Source organism: Pantoea dispersa, assembly GCF_035783935.1.
GTDB classification, from domain to species: Bacteria; Pseudomonadota; Gammaproteobacteria; order Enterobacterales; family Enterobacteriaceae; genus Pantoea; species Pantoea dispersa_C.
Genome location: NZ_JALKOV010000009.1, coordinates 172562 through 189163 on the forward strand (window position 1 = coordinate 172562; position 16602 = coordinate 189163).

Here is a 16602-nt window from a genome sequence, read left to right on the forward strand (position 1 = left end):
ACTATGACGACTCTCTATACAGCCCTGCTTTATCTGATTCAGCCACTGATCTGGCTGCGCCTGTGGCTGCGCGGTCGAAAAGCACCGGCCTATCGTAAACGCTGGGCAGAACGCTACGGCTACTGCAGCGGTAAAGTGGCGCCGCACGGCATCGTGCTGCACTCGGTTTCGGTTGGTGAAACCCTCGCCGCCGTGCCGCTGGTGCGCGCGCTACGCCATCGCTACCCGACGCTGCCCATTACCGTGACCACCATGACGCCAACCGGCTCGGAGCGCGCGCAGTCGGCGTTTGGCAAAGACGTGCATCACGTCTATCTGCCATACGATCTGCCCGGTTCGATCAACCGTTTCCTTGATACCGTCGACCCGCGACTGGTGATTATCATGGAAACCGAGCTGTGGCCGAACATCATTCGCATTCTGCATCAGCGCCAGATTCCACTGGTGATTGCCAACGCGCGCCTGTCTGAACGCTCCGCCAAAGGTTATAAAAAGCTCGGCGGTTTCATGCGTGACCTGCTGCAGCGTATTACGCTGATCGCCGCGCAGAACGTTGAGGACGGCGATCGTTTTCTCAGCCTCGGCCTGAAGCGCTCGCACCTGGCGGTGACCGGCAGTCTGAAGTTTGATATCTCCGTTACGCCGGAGCTGGCAGCACGCGCGGTGACGCTGCGCCGCCAGTGGGCGTCGCGCCGGCCGGTGTGGATCGCCACCAGCACGCACGAAGGTGAGGAGGCGATCGTGCTCGACGCCCATCGTCGCCTGCTGCAACAGTTCCCCGACCTGTTGCTGATTCTGGTGCCGCGCCATCCGGAACGCTTTAAAGATGCCTGCAACCTGACGCAAAAACGCGGCTTCAGCTTTACCCTGCGCAGCAGCGGTGAAATTCCTTCCAGCGCCACGCAGGTGGTGATTGGCGATACCATGGGCGAACTGATGCTGCTGTACGGCATCGCCGACCTGGCCTTTGTCGGTGGCAGCCTGGTGGAGCGCGGCGGTCATAATCCGCTCGAGCCCGCTGCGCACGCCATTCCGGTGCTGATGGGCCCGCACATCTGGAACTTCAAAGATATCTGCGCCCGCCTGCAGCAGGCAGAAGGGCTGATTACCGTCACTGACGTGGTGTCGCTGGAGAAAGAAGTGGCGAACCTGCTGCAGGATGACGACTATCGCCGCTACTATGGCCGCCACGCGGTGGACGTGCTGCACCAGAATCAGGGCGCTCTGCAGCGTCTGCTACAGTTACTCGAACCGCATCTGCCTCCACGAGCTCATTAACGCATGTCGCAACGCCAACGCCTCTCCGTGGTGATGATCGCCAAAAACGAAGCTGAACTCCTTCCGGAGGCGCTGGCCTCCGTAAGCTGGGCAGATGAAATCATTTTGCTGGATTCCGGCAGCAGCGATGCGACCATCGAGGTTGCACGCGCGCACGGTGCGCAGGTCTATCAGGCAGACGACTGGGCCGGCTTTGGCAAGCAGCGTCAGCGCGCCCAGGCCTTTGCCAGCGGTGATATGGTCCTGATGCTGGATGCCGATGAGCGGGTTACGCCAGAACTGCGCCGCGCCATTGAACAGGTGCTGACCCAGCCGCCCAGCGATAAGGTTTACAGCCTCGGCCGCAGTAATCTGTTTCTTGGCCGCTTTATGCGCCACAGCGGCTGGTATCCCGATCGCGTACTGCGCCTTTATCCGCGCCATCTGGGCTATAACGACAATCTGGTGCACGAATCGCTGGAAACACAGGGCTCGCCGGTGGTGGCGCTGCCGGGTGATTTGCAGCACCTGACCTGTCGTGACCTGATCGCGTTTCAGCGCAAGCAAATGAACTATGCCGAAGCCTGGGCGCAGGAGCGCTTTCAGCGCGGCAAGCGCTGCGGTGTCTTGTCTGTTTTCGGCCACACCGCGGGCGCGTTTCTCAAAACGCTGCTGCTGCGCGCCGGTTTTCTCGATGGTAAACAGGGCTGGATTCTGGCGGTGGTCAACGCACAATACACCTTCAACAAATACTCGGCGCTCTGGGCGCTGCATCACACCTCAACACAGGGCCGCGTATGAGCACAAAAGCGATTTATCCCGGCACATTCGACCCGATGACGCTGGGCCATCTGGATATCGTCACGCGCGCGGCGCAGATGTTCGATCGCATCGTGCTGGCGATTGCCGCCAGCCCGGGCAAGAAGCCGCTGTTTAGCCTTGATGAACGTGTCGATCTGGCGCGCCAGGTTACGGCCCATCTGCCGAACGTAGAAGTGGTTGGCTTCAGTGATTTGATGGCGAACTTTGCCCAGGCGCAGAACGCGAACGTGCTGGTGCGCGGTTTGCGTGCGGTATCCGACTTTGAGTACGAGCTGCAGCTGGCGCACATGAACCGTCATCTGCTGCCCACGCTGGAGAGCGTGTTTCTGATGCCGTCTGAAGGCTTCTCGTTTGTTTCGTCGTCGCTGGTGAAGGAAGTGGCGCGCCATCAGGGTGATGTGCAGGCATTTCTGCCTGCCGTGGTGCATCAGGCGCTGCTGGCTAAGCTGGCGCAGCCGTAATCAGTGCTGGCAGCGTGGACACCAGAAGGTGCTGCGCTGACCGTGTTTGCCGCTGAGGATCGGCGTCCCGCAGGCGCGACAGGGCTCACCGGTGCGGCCATACACCTGCAGCTGCTGCGCAAAATAGCCTGGCTTACCGTCGGTCTGCAGGAAATCACGCAGCGTGGTGCCGCCCTGCTCAATCGAACGCAGCAGCACGGCTTTGATGGTGTTCGCCAGCAGCTCCGCTTCCGCTTCACTCAGGCTCATCGCCGGACGATCGGGTAAGATCCCGGCGGTAAACAGCGATTCGCTGGCATAGATGTTACCCACGCCTACCACCACTTTGTTATCCATCAGCCACTGCTTAATCACCGTGCGTTTGCCACGCGACTTTTCGTACAGATATCCGCCGCTGAAGGCATCGCTCAGCGGTTCCGGACCGAGGTGCGCCAGCACGCTGCTGCCTTCCGGGTCGGTAGTCCACAGCCAGGCGCCAAAACGGCGCGGATCGGTATAGCGCAGCACTTTGCCGTTGCTCATCACTAAATCAATGTGGTCGTGCTTCGCGGCCGGCAGCTCGCCAGGCAGGACGCGCAGGCTGCCGGACATGCCAAGATGAATGATGATCCAGCCGTGCGGCAGTTCCAGCAGCAGATACTTGGCGCGGCGCTGTACGCTGAGCACCGGCTGGTCGCTCAGCACGTGGATTTCATGGGAAACCGGCCAGCGCAGACGCGGATTGCGCACAATGGCATGCAGAATGGTTTCCCCCACCAGGTGAGGTTCTATACCGCGTCGGCTGGTTTCTACCTCAGGTAATTCAGGCATCTCATCTCCTCAACGTAGCGCAGAAACAAAAAACCCGGCCGGAGCCGGGTTTTTCGCAAGAACACCAAAATTACTTAATTTTGGCTTCTTTGTAGATCACGTGCTGACGTACAACCGGATCGAACTTTTTCAGTTCCAGTTTCTCAGGTTTAGTACGTTTGTTCTTCGTGGTGGTATAGAAGTGACCTGTACCAGCAGAGGAAACCAGCTTGATCTTCTCACGAATACCTTTAGCCATGATTCAGTTCCTTAGTACTTCTCACCACGGGCGCGGATTTCGGCCAGAACCGTATCGATGCCCTTTTTATCAATAACACGCATACCTTTAGCAGATACACGCAGAGTAACGAAGCGCTTCTCGCTCTCAACCCAGAAACGGTGAGAGTGCAGGTTCGGCAGGAAACGGCGTTTCGTCGCGTTCATTGCGTGGGAACGGTTGTTACCGGTCACCGGACGCTTTCCAGTTACCTGGCAGACTCGTGACATTTCTATTCTCCAAAAATCAAATCAGCTCGAGCTTTAAAAACTAGGTTTTGGCCGCCTCGTCAGGCCTTAGCCCGCCCAGGCGAGTTCCATGTGAACCCGCTAAGCTGGCCCAAACGCCAAACCCGAGATTCTCAAAGGTGGCGTAGTATACGCCGCTAAGCCGAAGTGCTCAAGTCCCGAACAGATAAAGATCCCTCCGGATCGCGCAAAAACGCCGGATTTCTGCCCAGTTGACGCCGCGAATTACAGCCAGCCGCGCTCAGCGAAAGAGGTAAACTCACCGTGACCAATCACCAGATGATCTAATAAGCGGATATTCAGCAGCGCGCAGGCCTGCGCCACTTTGCTGGTAATCTCGCGGTCGGCGCGACTCGGTTCCGCCATGCCAGACGGATGATTGTGCGCCAGTATCACCGCCGCCGCGTTGAGCTTAAGCGCCTCCCGCACAATTTCGCGCGGATGCACTTCCACGCTGGCAATGGAGCCGGAAAACATCTTCTGCGCCTGCAAAACGCGGTGCTGATTATCCAGAAACAACGCCATAAAGATTTCACGCTCCTGATGTGCCAGCACGCTTTGCAGGTAGTGGCGCGTGACCTGCGGATTCTCCATAACATTTTCGCGCGCCAGCTGGCTGGCAAAAAAGCGCCGGCCCAGCTCCGCAATGGCGTGCAGTTGCGTCATTTTGGCGCTGCCAACGCCCTTTATCTGCCCCAGCTCCTCTTTACTGGCGGTCATGATGCGATACAGCGAACCGAACTCGTTCAGCATCAGCCGCGCCAGCCCCATGACGCTGTTGCCGCGCGTGCCGGTGCGTAAAAAGATCGCCAGCAGCTCGGCATCGCTTAGCGCCTCGGCGCCCAGCAGCGTCAGTTTTTCCCGTGGTGCCAGTTCCGTCATCGTTCCGCCCTCCCTGCAATGCCGCCATTGTGCGCTGGTGCATTGCAGGCCACCAGCGGCGCGTGACAAATTCCAGAGCCGGCTCGCAAAGGGCGCAGGCAGTGAAAAGGCGGGTCGCCGATTTTGTGATAAAGTTGCCTGCATCTGTCGCGCCAGGCGCGGCACTCTGCGTTGAAGTGAGGCAAACAACATGATGGGATTAGCCGGAAAGAAAATTCTGCTGGGCGTCAGCGGCGGCATCGCGGCCTATAAAGCACCGGAACTGGTGCGCCGTCTGCGTGACCGTGGTGCGGATGTCCGCGTGATGATGACCGATGCGGCCAAAGCCTTTATTACGCCGCTCAGCCTGCAGGCGGTTTCCGGCTATCCGGTGTTTGATGACCTGCTCGACCCGGCGGCCGAAGCGGCGATGGGCCATATCGAGCTGGCAAAATGGGCCGACCTGATCGTACTCGCGCCCGCAACCGCCGATCTGATTGCACGCATTACCGCCGGAATGGCAAACGACCTGGTCACCACCGCCTGCCTGGCCAGCGCGGCGCCAGTCGCCATCGTGCCGGCCATGAACCAGCAGATGTACCGTGCGGCAGTAACGCAGGAGAATCTGCAACGTCTGGCACAGCGCGGCGTGCTGATCTGGGGACCAGACAGCGGCAGCCAGGCGTGCGGTGATATCGGACCGGGCCGCATGCTGGACCCGCTGGCCATCGTTGCGCATGCGCTGGAGTGGGCAGCGCCCGTCAACGATCTGCAACATCTCAACATTATGATCACCGCCGGTCCGACCCGTGAAGCGCTGGACCCGGTGCGCTATATCAGCAATCACAGCTCCGGCAAGATGGGCTACGCGGTGGCTTCGGCGGCGGCAAAGCGCGGCGCCAACGTGACGCTGATTTCCGGTCCGGTGAACTTAGCCACGCCCGCCGGCGTGACGCGCATTGATGTCAACAGCGCACTGGAGATGGAAGCGGCGGTGATGGCGCAAATCAGCCAACAAGATATTTTCATTGCCAGCGCAGCCGTGGCAGACTACCGGGCGGCAAACATTGCCGCAGAGAAAATTAAAAAACAGGGTGGCGATGATAACGTCACGCTGCAGCTGGTGAAGAACCCGGATATTGTCGCAGGCGTCGCGGCGCTCAAAGTACAGCGCCCTTTCGTGGTGGGATTTGCTGCCGAAACCCAGAATGTGGAAGAATACGCGCGGCAAAAACGGGTGCGGAAAAACCTGGATCTGATTTGCGCCAATGATGTGGCGCAGGCCGGACAGGGCTTCAATAGCGACACCAATGCTCTTCACCTTTTTTGGCAGGAGGGAGAGAAAGTCTTACCGCTCAGTGATAAGACGCTCCTTGGCCAACAATTAATAGACGAGATTGTCAGCCGTTATGATGAAAAAAATCGACGTAAAAATTCTTGATGCGCGCGTAGGCAAGGCATTCCCATTACCCACCTATGCAACCTCTGGCTCCGCGGGCCTCGATCTGCGCGCCTGCCTTGACGACGCGCTGGAAATCGCACCGGGCATGACCACGCTGGTGCCGACCGGCCTGGCCATTCACATTGCCGATCCGTCGCTGGCCGCCGTCATTCTGCCGCGCTCCGGTCTTGGGCATAAACACGGCATCGTGCTGGGTAACCTGGTGGGGCTGATTGACTCCGACTATCAGGGTCAACTGATGGTTTCGGTGTGGAACCGTGGCCAGGATAGCTTTACGCTGCAGCCTGGCGACCGTCTGGCTCAGCTGGTGTTTGTACCGGTGGTGCAGGCCGAATTTAATCTGGTGGAAGATTTTGACGCCAGCGATCGCGGCGCAGGCGGTTTCGGTCACTCTGGCCGTCAGTAATACGCTCACTTTTCGCATAGCCATCTTTTTATTTCTTGTCGCCACAGGCCGCTTTATCTGTGGCAGATAAGGCAGTATTGCCTGTTTTTGGTGAATTTCAGGGGTGTTGAAGGTCATGGCAGAAAAAAAAGTCGCGAAACGGAATCGTCGCGAAGAGATTTTGCAGGCGCTGGCGCAAATGCTGGAGTCGGGCGATGGCAGTCAGCGTATCACCACCGCCAAGCTGGCCGCCAATGTCGGCGTTTCGGAAGCGGCGTTATATCGCCACTTTCCCAGCAAAACGCGCATGTTTGATAGCCTGATTGAGTTTATAGAAGACAGTCTGATTACCCGCATCAATCTGATCCTGAAAGATGAAAAAGAGACGATGGCGCGTCTGCGCCTGATCGTGCAATTGTTGCTGGGATTTGGTGAGCGTAATCCGGGACTGACACGCATCCTCACCGGCCACGCGCTGATGTTCGAACAGGATCGCCTGCAGGGGCGCATTAATCAGCTGTTTGAGCGCATCGAAGTCCAGCTGCGCCAGGTGATGAAAGAGAAGAAGATGCGCGACGGCGAAGGGTTCCAGACCGATGAGACGTTGCTCGCCAGCCAGCTGCTGGCGTTCTGCGAAGGTTTGCTGTCACGCTATGTGCGCTCGGAGTTCCGCTATCGCCCGACTGCCGATTTCGACAGCCGCTGGCCGTTGATTGCGGCACAGCTGGTTTAATACGCACAGCGGATTTGTCGCGGCGCGATCCATCGCGCAATAAGTTGCGCCGCTACGCTAGCGTGCGGCGCTGACTACCGCGGTAAACCTTAAATACTGTACTCTTTGCGATACGCCCCGACCTCCGCCACCAGGTGCGCATCAATGCGCACCCTACGCCCAGGCATCCTGCTACTGTAGGGTCGCCATTCATGGCGACCGCGGTAAACCTTAAATACCGTACTCTTTACGATACGCTTTTACCTTCGCCAGATGATCGGCCATCTCTGGCTTCTCCGCCAGGTAATCAATCAGCTCGCTCAGCGTGATGATCGCCGTGACCTTGCACTGATAATCGCGCTCCACTTCCTGAATCGCAGAAATCTCGCCACGGCCACGTTCCTGGCGGTCGAGCGAAATCAGTACACCGGCCAGCGTGGCATTATGGGCGTTGATAATGTCCATCGATTCACGAATTGCCGTACCGGCGGTGATCACATCATCGACCAGCATCACTTTGCCCTGCAGCGGGCTGCCCACCAGTAAACCGCCTTCGCCGTGATCTTTGGCCTCTTTACGGTTAAAGCAGTACGGCACGTCGCGGTCATGATGATCGGCCAGCGCCACGGCGGTAGTGGTAGCAATGGGAATACCTTTATAGGCCGGGCCAAACAGCAGGTCGAAATCGACGCCGCCATCCACCAGCGCCTGCGCATAGAAACGGCCTAACAGCGCTAAATCGCGCCCGGTGTTGAACAGGCCGGCATTAAAGAAATAGGGGCTTTTACGGCCGGACTTCAGGGTGAACTCACCAAACTTCAGCACCCCTTTGTTCAGGGCGAACTCAATAAACTGACGCTGCCAGGCTTTCATTTCTCACTCCTCAAATAAAGAAAAGGCGACTCTGTGGTCGCCTGTTACATCAATCAGATAGCGCCGCTTTCTGCGCCTGAATAAGCTGCTCAATGCCGCCGCGCGCCAGCGCCAGCAGCTGCAACAATTCGTCATGGCTGAACGGTTCACCTTCCGCGGTGCCCTGTACCTCAATCATGCGGCCATCTTCGGTCATCACCACGTTCATGTCCGTTTCGGCGGCGGAGTCTTCGACGTACTCCAGATCGCACAGAGCTTCACCGGCCACGATGCCGACCGAGATCGCCGCCACCATGCCTTTCAGCGGGCTGGCTTTCAGTTTACCTGCCGCCACCAGCGCGTTAAGCGCATCGGCCAGCGCCACGCAGGCACCGGTGATCGATGCGGTGCGGGTGCCGCCATCGGCCTGAATCACGTCGCAGTCGAGCGTGATGGTAAACTCGCCCAGCGCCTGCAGATCGACCGCGGCACGCAGCGAGCGGGCGATCAGACGCTGAATCTCCAGCGTGCGCCCGCCCTGCTTGCCTTTGGCCGCTTCACGCGCCATGCGGCTGTGCGTCGAACGCGGCAGCATGCCGTATTCTGCGGTAATCCAGCCCTGACCTTTGCCTTTGAGAAAACGCGGCACGCCCTCTTCAACGGTCGCGGTGCACAGCACTTTGGTTTCGCCGAACTCGACGAGTACCGAGCCTTCCGCATGTTTGGTGTAGTGACGAGTGAGGGTGACGGGACGCACTTCAGAAGTGCTACGGCCTGCTGGACGCATGGTTTCTCTCCGGCTTGCTTGGGTTTGGCTGCGCATTATACGGACTTCGCGGGCGGCTGTCCTGCCCGCGTGCAGCCAGGGCATCTCACAGCGATGCGCACACCAGCGAATCGATACGCGTTACCGCTTTTGACGCAAAGCGGCGCTGATAGTCGTCGCGCAGCGCGTTGATGCTATCGGAGCTCGCCCGATCCGCCGGATGCAGCAGCACCAGCACCTTGCGACTGCCCTGCGGGCCGCGGCCATCGTAGATCGTCAGCGGCGAAGCAAAGCGCGGCGTGATTTCGCGCTCCGCAAATTGCGACCAGGCCGCAGCGCCTGCAGTGGGCGGATCAAACCATAACGTGGTTTGCATCATCATCTCGCCAGCCCCGCACACGGCCACGGGCGCGGTGTGCGGTGGGATAACCTGCGGATTGAGCGGGGAAGTGTGACATCCACTTAAAACCATGGCGAAGCCCAGCGGCCTCATCCATTTATTCAACATCTTAGCCTCAGAAGTTGCCTGTCTCATCTGTCACAGCATAGGCCGCTGAGGACCATTCCGTCATCATTTTTGCTTTCAGCTGCAGCAGGCTTTCATCTGTCGGATAGAGGCTCAGCGCCTCTCGCAGCAGTCTACGCGAGCGCTGATAGTGACGCAGATGCCATTCAATCATCACCGCATTACGGAATACGTTGCGATCGTTATGGCGCTCAAGCCACAGCGAAGACTGCTGAACAAAGCGCGCCAGCAGGCGCTCATCCCGCGTCTGGTTATAGCGCATCAGGCAGTGCACCATTTCGCCAAACTCATAGCGCTCACCCTGGATCCACGGATTCCACAATTGATCACGGGAGGGAAAGGTGTGGAACTGGCCGCGCTCTGCCTGGGTGAGCAACGCGTTGGTTTGCAGGCCGCTGAAGAAGAACAGCATCAGCGCAATTGCGCCGCCGGCCATGTTCAGGCGCAGCATCCTTGTCGGCATACCCGGTGCAGCCGGTTCGATTATCGACCGGTCTTCTGGCTGGCGTAACGCCAGGTGGGTGAGCAGCATTAGCAGCCACAGATGCGGTAGTGATTGATATAGTGGAAACTCCACCATGGTGTGCAGCATGACCGGCAGCGTCAGGCTCCATAGCATCAGGCGCTGCGGCTGGCTACGCCAGCGCCACAGCGGCGTAAGCCACGCCAGCAGCACAGCGCTGTAGCCCACCATGGGCAACACCCCGCCTTCTACCCAGCTATACAGCCACTCGTTATGCGGATGGGTTGCGTTAAAATCTTTCAGGTAAGTCGCGTCCGCCATACGAAATCGCGAAAAATGATACTCAAACTGCCCAAAGCCCCAGCCGCTGAAGGGTTTCTCCAGGATCATGCGCAGCGTGTACTCAAGCAGTTGCTGGCGTGCCAGATCCGATCCGGCGAATTCACGTATACCGGGAGCTAACTCGCTGCGTAGCAACAGGGCGCACAGCACAGCAAGCGCCATCACGATAATAATCCTGATGATTACCGCACGCTGGCGGCGATCGCACACCAGCAGCATCACCAGCAGAGCCAGCGCAAACCCAAAGGCGCCAGTACGCGACTGCGTCAGTAACAGTGCCAGACTGTTAATGAGGACCGCAGACAGGAGTAAGAATCGGTGTTTATTATCGGATTGCAGGCTGAGCCACACCGCGGCTGCCAGGCCGGTCGCCACAAAGCTGGCCAGCAAATTGAACTGCTGAAAAATGCCGTATGGACGAATCTGACCGGCATAATAGCGAAACTCCATCAGCGCGTGCAGCTGGGCTGGAAAACAGGTTTGGGCGATTGCCAGCAGAGCCTGTAAAGTGCTGAGCAATACGATGCCGGCAATCACTCGCTGACGCTGCTGCCAGAGCTGTGGCATCAACCCCAGCAGTAGCCACAGAATCAGCACGGCGCTCAGCCCCAGCAGGCGGGTGACACCGGTTAGCAGCCCGGCATCGTTCTCCTGCAGGATCACCGCCAGCGCAAAGCAAAACAGCAGCAGCAACAGCGCATGTGTCATGACATTGTCATCGATCAAATCGCGCGGCTGGCGCCAGTTTTTGAGCAGTAGCGTGGCCGCCAGCAGCGCGAGGCAACCCGCAGTGAGTAAATTCAGCGGTAAATTAAGACCATTACCCCCGCTGTTGGGCAGATAAATAAGCGTGGGGAGAAAACAGATAAGACAGCCCAGCGAAGCGAAAGGGAAAGAGGCGACTTTCTCACCGCACTGTCCACGACGCCGCCGCTGCAGGAATTGCTGCATCAACAGAGGCGGCGTGACGCGCGGGTCTCGTCCGGACAGATACCACGACATAAAACAGAGAAAGAGCATAGCAAACCCAATTGCCGAAACAGGCCAAAAACTGTCTCGTTGAAAAATGGTTGATAGACTTTGGCTACAGAAAATGTACGACCAAAAAGCTGTGAATGGTGTGAAAACGCCCGTGAATCATGGTGATTCACAGACCTGTGATGATGAAAAAGATTTTCAACCAGCAGACGTGTGCTGATGCTCAGAATAAGCAGGTTACTGCTAAATAAATGTTTAATCGTAACCATCATCAAAAAATTAATTAACATTAATATCAATAACGCGGTTTACAGCATCGTCATGGCAGGCTGATCAGTAGCGTTGCGGAGGCATTGAATTCGCCACCACTCAGCTGTTGTCCTTCCTTTTTCACCGGGAACACGGTGATGACTTCTGAAGCCATGCCGTTGATGAGCCGAACCGCAGAGGTGCCCATGGGTTTCAGGAGCTGCCCTTTGTGCTTAACCGCAATGCCCAGATCCGGATAGTTTGTGGCGATGAGTTCATCCGAGAAAGAGGGGGTTCCGGCTACTAAGCGTAGATTGACCTCCTGATTTAATGAGGAACTGCATTTAACCTCCAACGGAACATCTATGCCGTTGGTGGTATTTGAGCCTGATTCGGAAACGGAGCTCACGGCAATACGGTTAAATTCAACATTTATATCCGTGCCATTATTAATATTACAGACAATGGGGACGGGAATAATAATCCCGTGAGGCCCAATGAAAATGCGTAACAATGGCTTATCAGGTTTGGGCGGGAGAGGTATTTCACGGCTCCTGAAAATGATAGCATAAATAGTCGTTATCTCTATATTGGGAGGAATAAAGATTGCTCCACCAACAATATCTTTTGTCACAATAAAATTCATGCGCGCATAATTTCTAGTCATGAAGTTATCGTAAACGACTTCCTGGCCCGGTTGAAGCCAGTAAGGTCCAGGAGACGCAGTTTTTCTATCCGCCATTTTCAAGGGATAAGGAATCCAGCTCTCACCCGCATGTGCTTGCACCATAACATCAATCTCATCAGTAAGTCGATAATAACCGCTGTTTAATACTGATGGAATAAAATAAGCACCAAGCTCACCTTCGATAAATATACCGTGCCTTTCATACTTATCAGAATTATTACATTTGCGGTAAAATACGCTGGCGAAGTTGTAAAGCTGAGCACCCCTTTAAACCTTTACTGGGCTGACCAATGCCGATTAACTGAGCGGATGTTAAAACTGCATTCTGCAACGGATCACTCCAGCAGGCCTCTTTGAGACTGGCGTTCGCCTTAGATGGAATAGCTCCCAGTAACAACAAGCAAATAATTATAACTTCCCCATGAGTTAAAAATACCTTCATAATTAAATCCCGATAAAGTAATTTAAGTAACACACAACCATCCCATCGCCAAAAAAAATTACATTCTCCCTGCTCGCACAATACCATCAGTTATCTGCCTTCTGAGATATAAAAAATGACTTCACCTCACTATATTTAATACGATGTGATAGCTGATAAATTTGGGTGACTGCCAGAAAACCGAGAAGATCGTGCGGAGGGTAAACCCTGAGGAAAATAAAAAATTTTGGTATAGCTGATAGACCTGGACCAAACAATACATGGTCGAAAACCCGTTAAAAACTTTCGCATTAAGATTAAAATTCATAATAATAAAAAATAATCAAAGGAAATATAAAATAATAATCTCATGTTCCCTCCTGGTTAATTATTTCCTGCAAATCACCGACGGATTCGCATTATTGCCAATCACATAACGCACATTCTGCAGGCGATAAATCCAGCCATAATTGACATGGCCGGGTGCCAGTCCGGCGGAGATATAACGCTCGATACTTTGCGGTGAGGCGCGATTGGCGAGGTTGTAGGAAATGGCGGTGGTTTCGCTGCGCAGCGCGGCGCCGGAAAAGCTGTGGCGCAGTTCAAAAGAGACGTCGACCGGTTCGCGGCGCCGCAGTTGCTGCTGAGCGGAGTAATAACTGATCATACCGCTATAGTTGCCGGTGGCCTGAAACAGGCTGTTTTGCACTTTCCACTGCCCGTGTGATACCACCAGCTGTTCCGCCTCCTGGGAAATCAGAATCGAGTCCGCTTCACAATGCGGTATGCGGCGCGACAGCTGATAAATCAGGATGGCCGCCAGCACCAGCGCCAGCATTAATAATCCTCCCTGTAACACCCAGGTTACCCGGCGACGAAATATATGGCTGACCGACATGACGCATCCTTCTGTTCGATAGGGTTTTGACAGATAAACCAGCTGTAGCGGTCGGCCAGCTTGGTGCGATTGATATAAATGTGGCGTTCGTCTTCCGCCAGCTGGACAAAGCGCGCCAGGTTGTCACTCATCAGCTGCAGGTTATGATCGATTTCTTCACGCTCGGTCGCACTGAAGTCGTCCTGGATATACCACTGTCGTCCCTGTGCATGACTGTAGGGTATGTACGTCACGGTCACTACATCACGAATCTCCAGCACCTTGATGCCCAGCAGGGCCAGCACCAGCAGCAGCACCGCGCTAACCAACATGCCGATCAGTATTAGCCCGTAACGGCTGCGCGGCGCCGCAGCGGGTGCCTCCTCCCCCGGGATTACGGCCGGCGGCGGCGCCATAACCGGCAGCGGCGCAGTGTGCACATGGGTCGTCACCAGCGGCTGAATACGTGCTTCCTGCGTGATGCGCGCTTCCTCAACGGCTTCCGCCAGCGGTAAACAGGCTTCCACCCGCACTGACTCATGCAGTCGGTAGCCCTGACGATGCACGGTGACAAAGGTTTCACCCTCAACCCGCAACTGTAAAAACTGTTTGCGCAGCATGGACAGCATCTGGCGCAGCGAATTTTCCGTCACGTGCACGCCCTGACTGCGCCAGCCTTCATCCAGCAGCGTCTCGTGGCTAATGACCTCACCCGGCTTTTGCAAAAAAAGCGCCAGGCAGCGCGCGCTGCTCTGGTTGAGCAGCAGCTCGTTATCATGCCGATCGCGCAACAGGCGCCGATCCGGGTCAAACGTGATATGTTGATTTATCAACCACATAACAGGCACTCAGGGATAATTCAGATAAAAAGTGGCAATCGCTGACACGTTGCCGGGCTCAATAGTGCGTTCGGCAATTGCCTGCGCCGAAGCCTGCAGCCAGGCACTAAACTGCAGCTGGTTCTCGCCCTGCTGCAGTGGAAAATGCATCACGCCCCGGTTGATAGGCACCAGCTTTCCGTTCGCATCACTCAGTCCAATGGCCACGCCTTTGGCACCGGCATCGCCGGCCAGCGCCAGCAGATCGGGCTGCTCGGCGTCAGCAATGCCGTTGAACACCAACTCGACGTCTTTACCCAGTTCGGTATCACAGCCGCTCAGGCGCATCACCAGCGGACGCGCCGGCGTGCGCGGATTCTGATACAGCGATTTCGCAACGATGTCGCCAAAGTTGAGCTCCAGCTGCTGCTGATCCGGTTCCAGCGAACAGGGTTCCGCCACCAGCGTGCCGTGCAGCTGCATCTCTATCGCCTGTGCCGGTGACACCAGCAGCCATCCCAGTACCAGCATTACGCCCGCTCTCATCGCCTCTCCTTACTGATATTCCAGCAGCAGCGCCGCACTGGCGGTGAAGTCTCCACCCTCCAGCGTCACGCCCGGCTGCTGTACCGGCACTGCGCCGAGATCGAGCGTGCCGGGGAAAACAATCGGCAAGGTGCTGTTTACCGCCAGCGGTTTACTCGCCAGATAAAAGCGAATACCCAGCGCACTCACGCTGCTGAGTAGCGCGCTGCTGTCGAAACCCGAAGCGGTACCGGTCAGACGCACCTGCAGTGCCGCACCCGGATCCTCGGTGCACTTAACCGGTATCGCTTTACGCTGCAAATAGTTGACGCCATCGATCTTTTTTACGCTCAGCGCATCACCGAACTCAATCATCAGGCTCTGGTTGTCATTCAGCGTGCAGGGTGGATTCTCGATCAGCGTGCCGTGCAGGCGCAGCTCCACCGCATGGAGCGGCCAGCAGATGCACAGCAGCAGGCTACTGGTCAGCAGCCTGCTGTAATGTTTCATTAATGAAACAAGTCGATGCTCAGTCATAGTTCACCTGTAACTGACCGCTGGCTGACCAGGCACCGGGCTGCAGCGGCAGCGCGGTGCGTTCCTCTACCGTCAGCCAGCTCAGCACATTGCTACCGGCGCTGAGCGGCACGCGCAGATTGCGAAAGGTGGGCGGCAGCGGCTGATGGTTCTCATCAAACAATTGCAGGCCCACGCCGTCAGAGCCCTGTACGCGAATCAGCTGCGGATCGGCCAGACTGGGCTGCGCCAAAAAGTCGATGCTGATGGAAGGCACATGTTGCAGCCATAGCGGATCGGCGACATCGCGGATACTGTACGGACAGTCCTGCAAATGCAGCGTTAGCGCCTGCTTCATTACCTGCTCGCCGACCTGTTGCAGCGCAGAGGTTGAGGTGGTATCGAGGCCAGCCGCCTGATCATTGTTAGCGACGTCAAGCCAGCATGGACTCTCCTGCAGCGCACCGTACACATGCACCACACCGTTAGTTGCTGCCTGCAGAGTCAGGCTCAACAGCGCCAGCACCAGCAACATGACACGCATCGCTTACTGCTCCACCTTGTTACTGACCACGCTGCAGCTGTCGCCGGCACACTTCAGCGCCAGCGTTGGCCGGCCACCGTAGTCGTTGATGTAAGTTAACAGCGGCGCGCTGCCCAGTTCTGCTGCGTTCACGCCCAGATCGATACTGGATTTTGGCGCGACCATGACCGGTTCAAAGTTTTTCTTCAGCGACTGACCTTTTGCCGGCTGTGCATCCACCAGCGTAATGAAATAAGGCGTGGGATTATTGAGCTGGTAGCGTGCGCCCTGACGGGTCAGCGTCAGTTTTTCCTGCCACGGTGTCACCACCGATGGATTGCTCACTACGATCGCTTCCGGACGATAGAACAGCTTGATACGCGTCTGCAGCGCGATTTGCAGCACGTTGCTCTTATCACTGCGCGGCGGAATTTCACGCATGCTGAAATAGAACACCGATTCACGATCCTGTGGCAGAGACTTGATGGCTGGCAGCGACTGCACTTTCACCACGCTGCGCTCGCCCGGCTCGACGCGCTGCACCGGCGGCAGCAGCACCAGCGGTGACGTAATTTTTTTACCGCTGCTGTCTTCAATCCAGCCCTGCGCCAGATAAGGCAGCTGCTTGTTTTCATTACTGATATTCAGTGAGACATTTTTTTCGTTACCGTTAAAAATGACCCGGGTGCGATCAAGCGCAATCGCCGCGTGAGCCTGCAGCGATAGCGTCAGCGTGGAGAGCAGCAAAGCGCCGCTCAGCGTTTTTACCAGCATGATTAACTCT

General features: G+C 56.6%; 22 protein-coding genes. 6 read left to right on the top strand and 16 right to left on the bottom strand.

Translation table 11 applies throughout. The features are described from left to right. Positions 1-3 precede the first annotated feature (3 nt). The 3 genes from waaA to coaD are packed head-to-tail and all read left to right on the top strand — an operon-like array spanning position 4 to position 2540. Positions 4-1278: a lipid IV(A) 3-deoxy-D-manno-octulosonic acid transferase gene (waaA, locus tag MXF20_RS17680; RefSeq protein WP_325970562.1), complete on the top strand. Its 1275-nt coding sequence runs from the start codon at positions 4-6 to the stop codon at positions 1276-1278. A gap of 3 nt (positions 1279-1281) precedes the next feature. Continuing rightward, the gene (locus MXF20_RS17685; protein WP_325970563.1) at positions 1282-2058 is read left to right on the top strand and encodes a glycosyltransferase family 2 protein; all 777 of its coding nucleotides are present in this window, start codon (positions 1282-1284) and stop codon (positions 2056-2058) included. Beyond that, a complete protein-coding gene (coaD, locus tag MXF20_RS17690) occupies positions 2055-2540 on the top strand; it encodes a pantetheine-phosphate adenylyltransferase (RefSeq protein ID WP_058771021.1) in 486 nt (161 codons plus the stop codon). Before MXF20_RS17685 ends, coaD begins: the two co-directional genes overlap by 4 nt. Here the strand turns inward: coaD and mutM are convergent, their stop codons facing one another. The 4 genes from mutM to radC all read right to left on the bottom strand — a co-directional run bounded on the left by mutM (position 2541) and on the right by radC (position 4736). Continuing rightward, entirely contained in the window at positions 2541-3350 is an 810-nt protein-coding gene (gene mutM / locus MXF20_RS17695) for a bifunctional DNA-formamidopyrimidine glycosylase/DNA-(apurinic or apyrimidinic site) lyase (RefSeq protein WP_325970564.1), read from the bottom strand. A 70-nt stretch (positions 3351-3420) separates the two neighbouring features. Then, positions 3421-3588 carry a 50S ribosomal protein L33 gene (gene rpmG / locus MXF20_RS17700; RefSeq protein WP_001051798.1) on the bottom strand — a complete coding sequence of 56 codons (168 nt, stop codon included), beginning with the start codon at positions 3586-3588 and terminating at the stop codon, positions 3421-3423. Between the two features lie 11 nt (positions 3589-3599). Next, positions 3600-3836 carry a 50S ribosomal protein L28 gene (rpmB, locus tag MXF20_RS17705; RefSeq protein ID WP_010616494.1) on the bottom strand — a complete coding sequence of 79 codons (237 nt, stop codon included), beginning with the start codon at positions 3834-3836 and terminating at the stop codon, positions 3600-3602. A 243-nt stretch (positions 3837-4079) separates the two neighbouring features. After that, positions 4080-4736, bottom strand: a complete 657-nt coding sequence (gene radC, locus MXF20_RS17710; protein WP_021507076.1) for a RadC family protein — start codon at positions 4734-4736, stop codon at positions 4080-4082. A 190-nt stretch (positions 4737-4926) separates the two neighbouring features. Between radC and coaBC the strand changes: the two genes are divergently transcribed. The 3 genes from coaBC (at position 4927) to slmA (ending at position 7295) form a co-directional block, all read left to right on the top strand. Beyond that, positions 4927-6156 carry a bifunctional phosphopantothenoylcysteine decarboxylase/phosphopantothenate--cysteine ligase CoaBC gene (coaBC, locus tag MXF20_RS17715; RefSeq protein WP_325970565.1) on the top strand — a complete coding sequence of 410 codons (1230 nt, stop codon included), beginning with the start codon at positions 4927-4929 and terminating at the stop codon, positions 6154-6156. Then, positions 6125-6583, top strand: coding sequence for a dUTP diphosphatase (gene dut / locus MXF20_RS17720; RefSeq protein WP_325970566.1), 459 nt, complete (start codon positions 6125-6127; stop codon positions 6581-6583). The genes coaBC and dut overlap by 32 nt, the downstream gene beginning before the upstream one ends. A 115-nt stretch (positions 6584-6698) precedes the next feature. Then, a complete protein-coding gene (slmA, locus tag MXF20_RS17725; protein WP_021507079.1) occupies positions 6699-7295 on the top strand; it encodes a nucleoid occlusion factor SlmA in 597 nt (198 codons plus the stop codon). Positions 7296-7505: 210 nt separating this feature from the next. On the opposite strand, the gene pyrE is transcribed toward slmA, so the two are convergent. The 12 genes from pyrE to MXF20_RS17785 all read right to left on the bottom strand — a co-directional run bounded on the left by pyrE (position 7506) and on the right by MXF20_RS17785 (position 16592). Further along, positions 7506-8147, bottom strand: coding sequence for an orotate phosphoribosyltransferase (gene pyrE, locus MXF20_RS17730; RefSeq protein ID WP_021507081.1), 642 nt, complete (start codon positions 8145-8147; stop codon positions 7506-7508). 49 nt (positions 8148-8196) lie between these two features. Continuing rightward, positions 8197-8913, bottom strand: a complete 717-nt coding sequence (gene rph, locus MXF20_RS17735) for a ribonuclease PH (RefSeq protein ID WP_325970567.1) — start codon at positions 8911-8913, stop codon at positions 8197-8199. Between the two features lie 85 nt (positions 8914-8998). After that, the gene (locus MXF20_RS17740; protein ID WP_325970568.1) at positions 8999-9400 is read right to left on the bottom strand and encodes a DUF3574 domain-containing protein; all 402 of its coding nucleotides are present in this window, start codon (positions 9398-9400) and stop codon (positions 8999-9001) included. 7 nt (positions 9401-9407) lie between these two features. Beyond that, the gene (locus tag MXF20_RS17745) at positions 9408-11243 is read right to left on the bottom strand and encodes a PglL family O-oligosaccharyltransferase (protein WP_325970569.1); all 1836 of its coding nucleotides are present in this window, start codon (positions 11241-11243) and stop codon (positions 9408-9410) included. Between the two features lie 277 nt (positions 11244-11520). Then, entirely contained in the window at positions 11521-12240 is a 720-nt protein-coding gene (locus tag MXF20_RS17750; RefSeq protein WP_325970570.1) for a fimbrial protein, read from the bottom strand. Positions 12241-12355: 115 nt separating this feature from the next. Further along, the gene (locus tag MXF20_RS17755) at positions 12356-12580 is read right to left on the bottom strand and encodes a hypothetical protein (protein ID WP_325970571.1); all 225 of its coding nucleotides are present in this window, start codon (positions 12578-12580) and stop codon (positions 12356-12358) included. 367 nt (positions 12581-12947) lie between these two features. Beyond that, positions 12948-13457, bottom strand: a complete 510-nt coding sequence (locus MXF20_RS17760; protein WP_325970572.1) for a hypothetical protein — start codon at positions 13455-13457, stop codon at positions 12948-12950. Next, positions 13424-14275 carry a winged helix-turn-helix domain-containing protein gene (locus MXF20_RS17765; RefSeq protein ID WP_325970573.1) on the bottom strand — a complete coding sequence of 284 codons (852 nt, stop codon included), beginning with the start codon at positions 14273-14275 and terminating at the stop codon, positions 13424-13426. Before MXF20_RS17765 ends, MXF20_RS17760 begins: the two co-directional genes overlap by 34 nt. A gap of 9 nt (positions 14276-14284) precedes the next feature. Then, positions 14285-14800: a fimbrial protein gene (locus MXF20_RS17770; protein WP_325970574.1), complete on the bottom strand. Its 516-nt coding sequence runs from the start codon at positions 14798-14800 to the stop codon at positions 14285-14287. Positions 14801-14809: 9 nt separating this feature from the next. After that, positions 14810-15289, bottom strand: coding sequence for a fimbrial protein (locus tag MXF20_RS17775; protein WP_325970575.1), 480 nt, complete (start codon positions 15287-15289; stop codon positions 14810-14812). A 19-nt stretch (positions 15290-15308) separates the two neighbouring features. Next, a complete protein-coding gene (locus tag MXF20_RS17780; RefSeq protein ID WP_325970576.1) occupies positions 15309-15839 on the bottom strand; it encodes a fimbrial protein in 531 nt (176 codons plus the stop codon). A 3-nt stretch (positions 15840-15842) separates the two neighbouring features. Continuing rightward, positions 15843-16592, bottom strand: coding sequence for a fimbria/pilus periplasmic chaperone (locus MXF20_RS17785; RefSeq protein WP_325970577.1), 750 nt, complete (start codon positions 16590-16592; stop codon positions 15843-15845). Between the last annotated feature and the right edge of the window lie 10 nt (positions 16593-16602).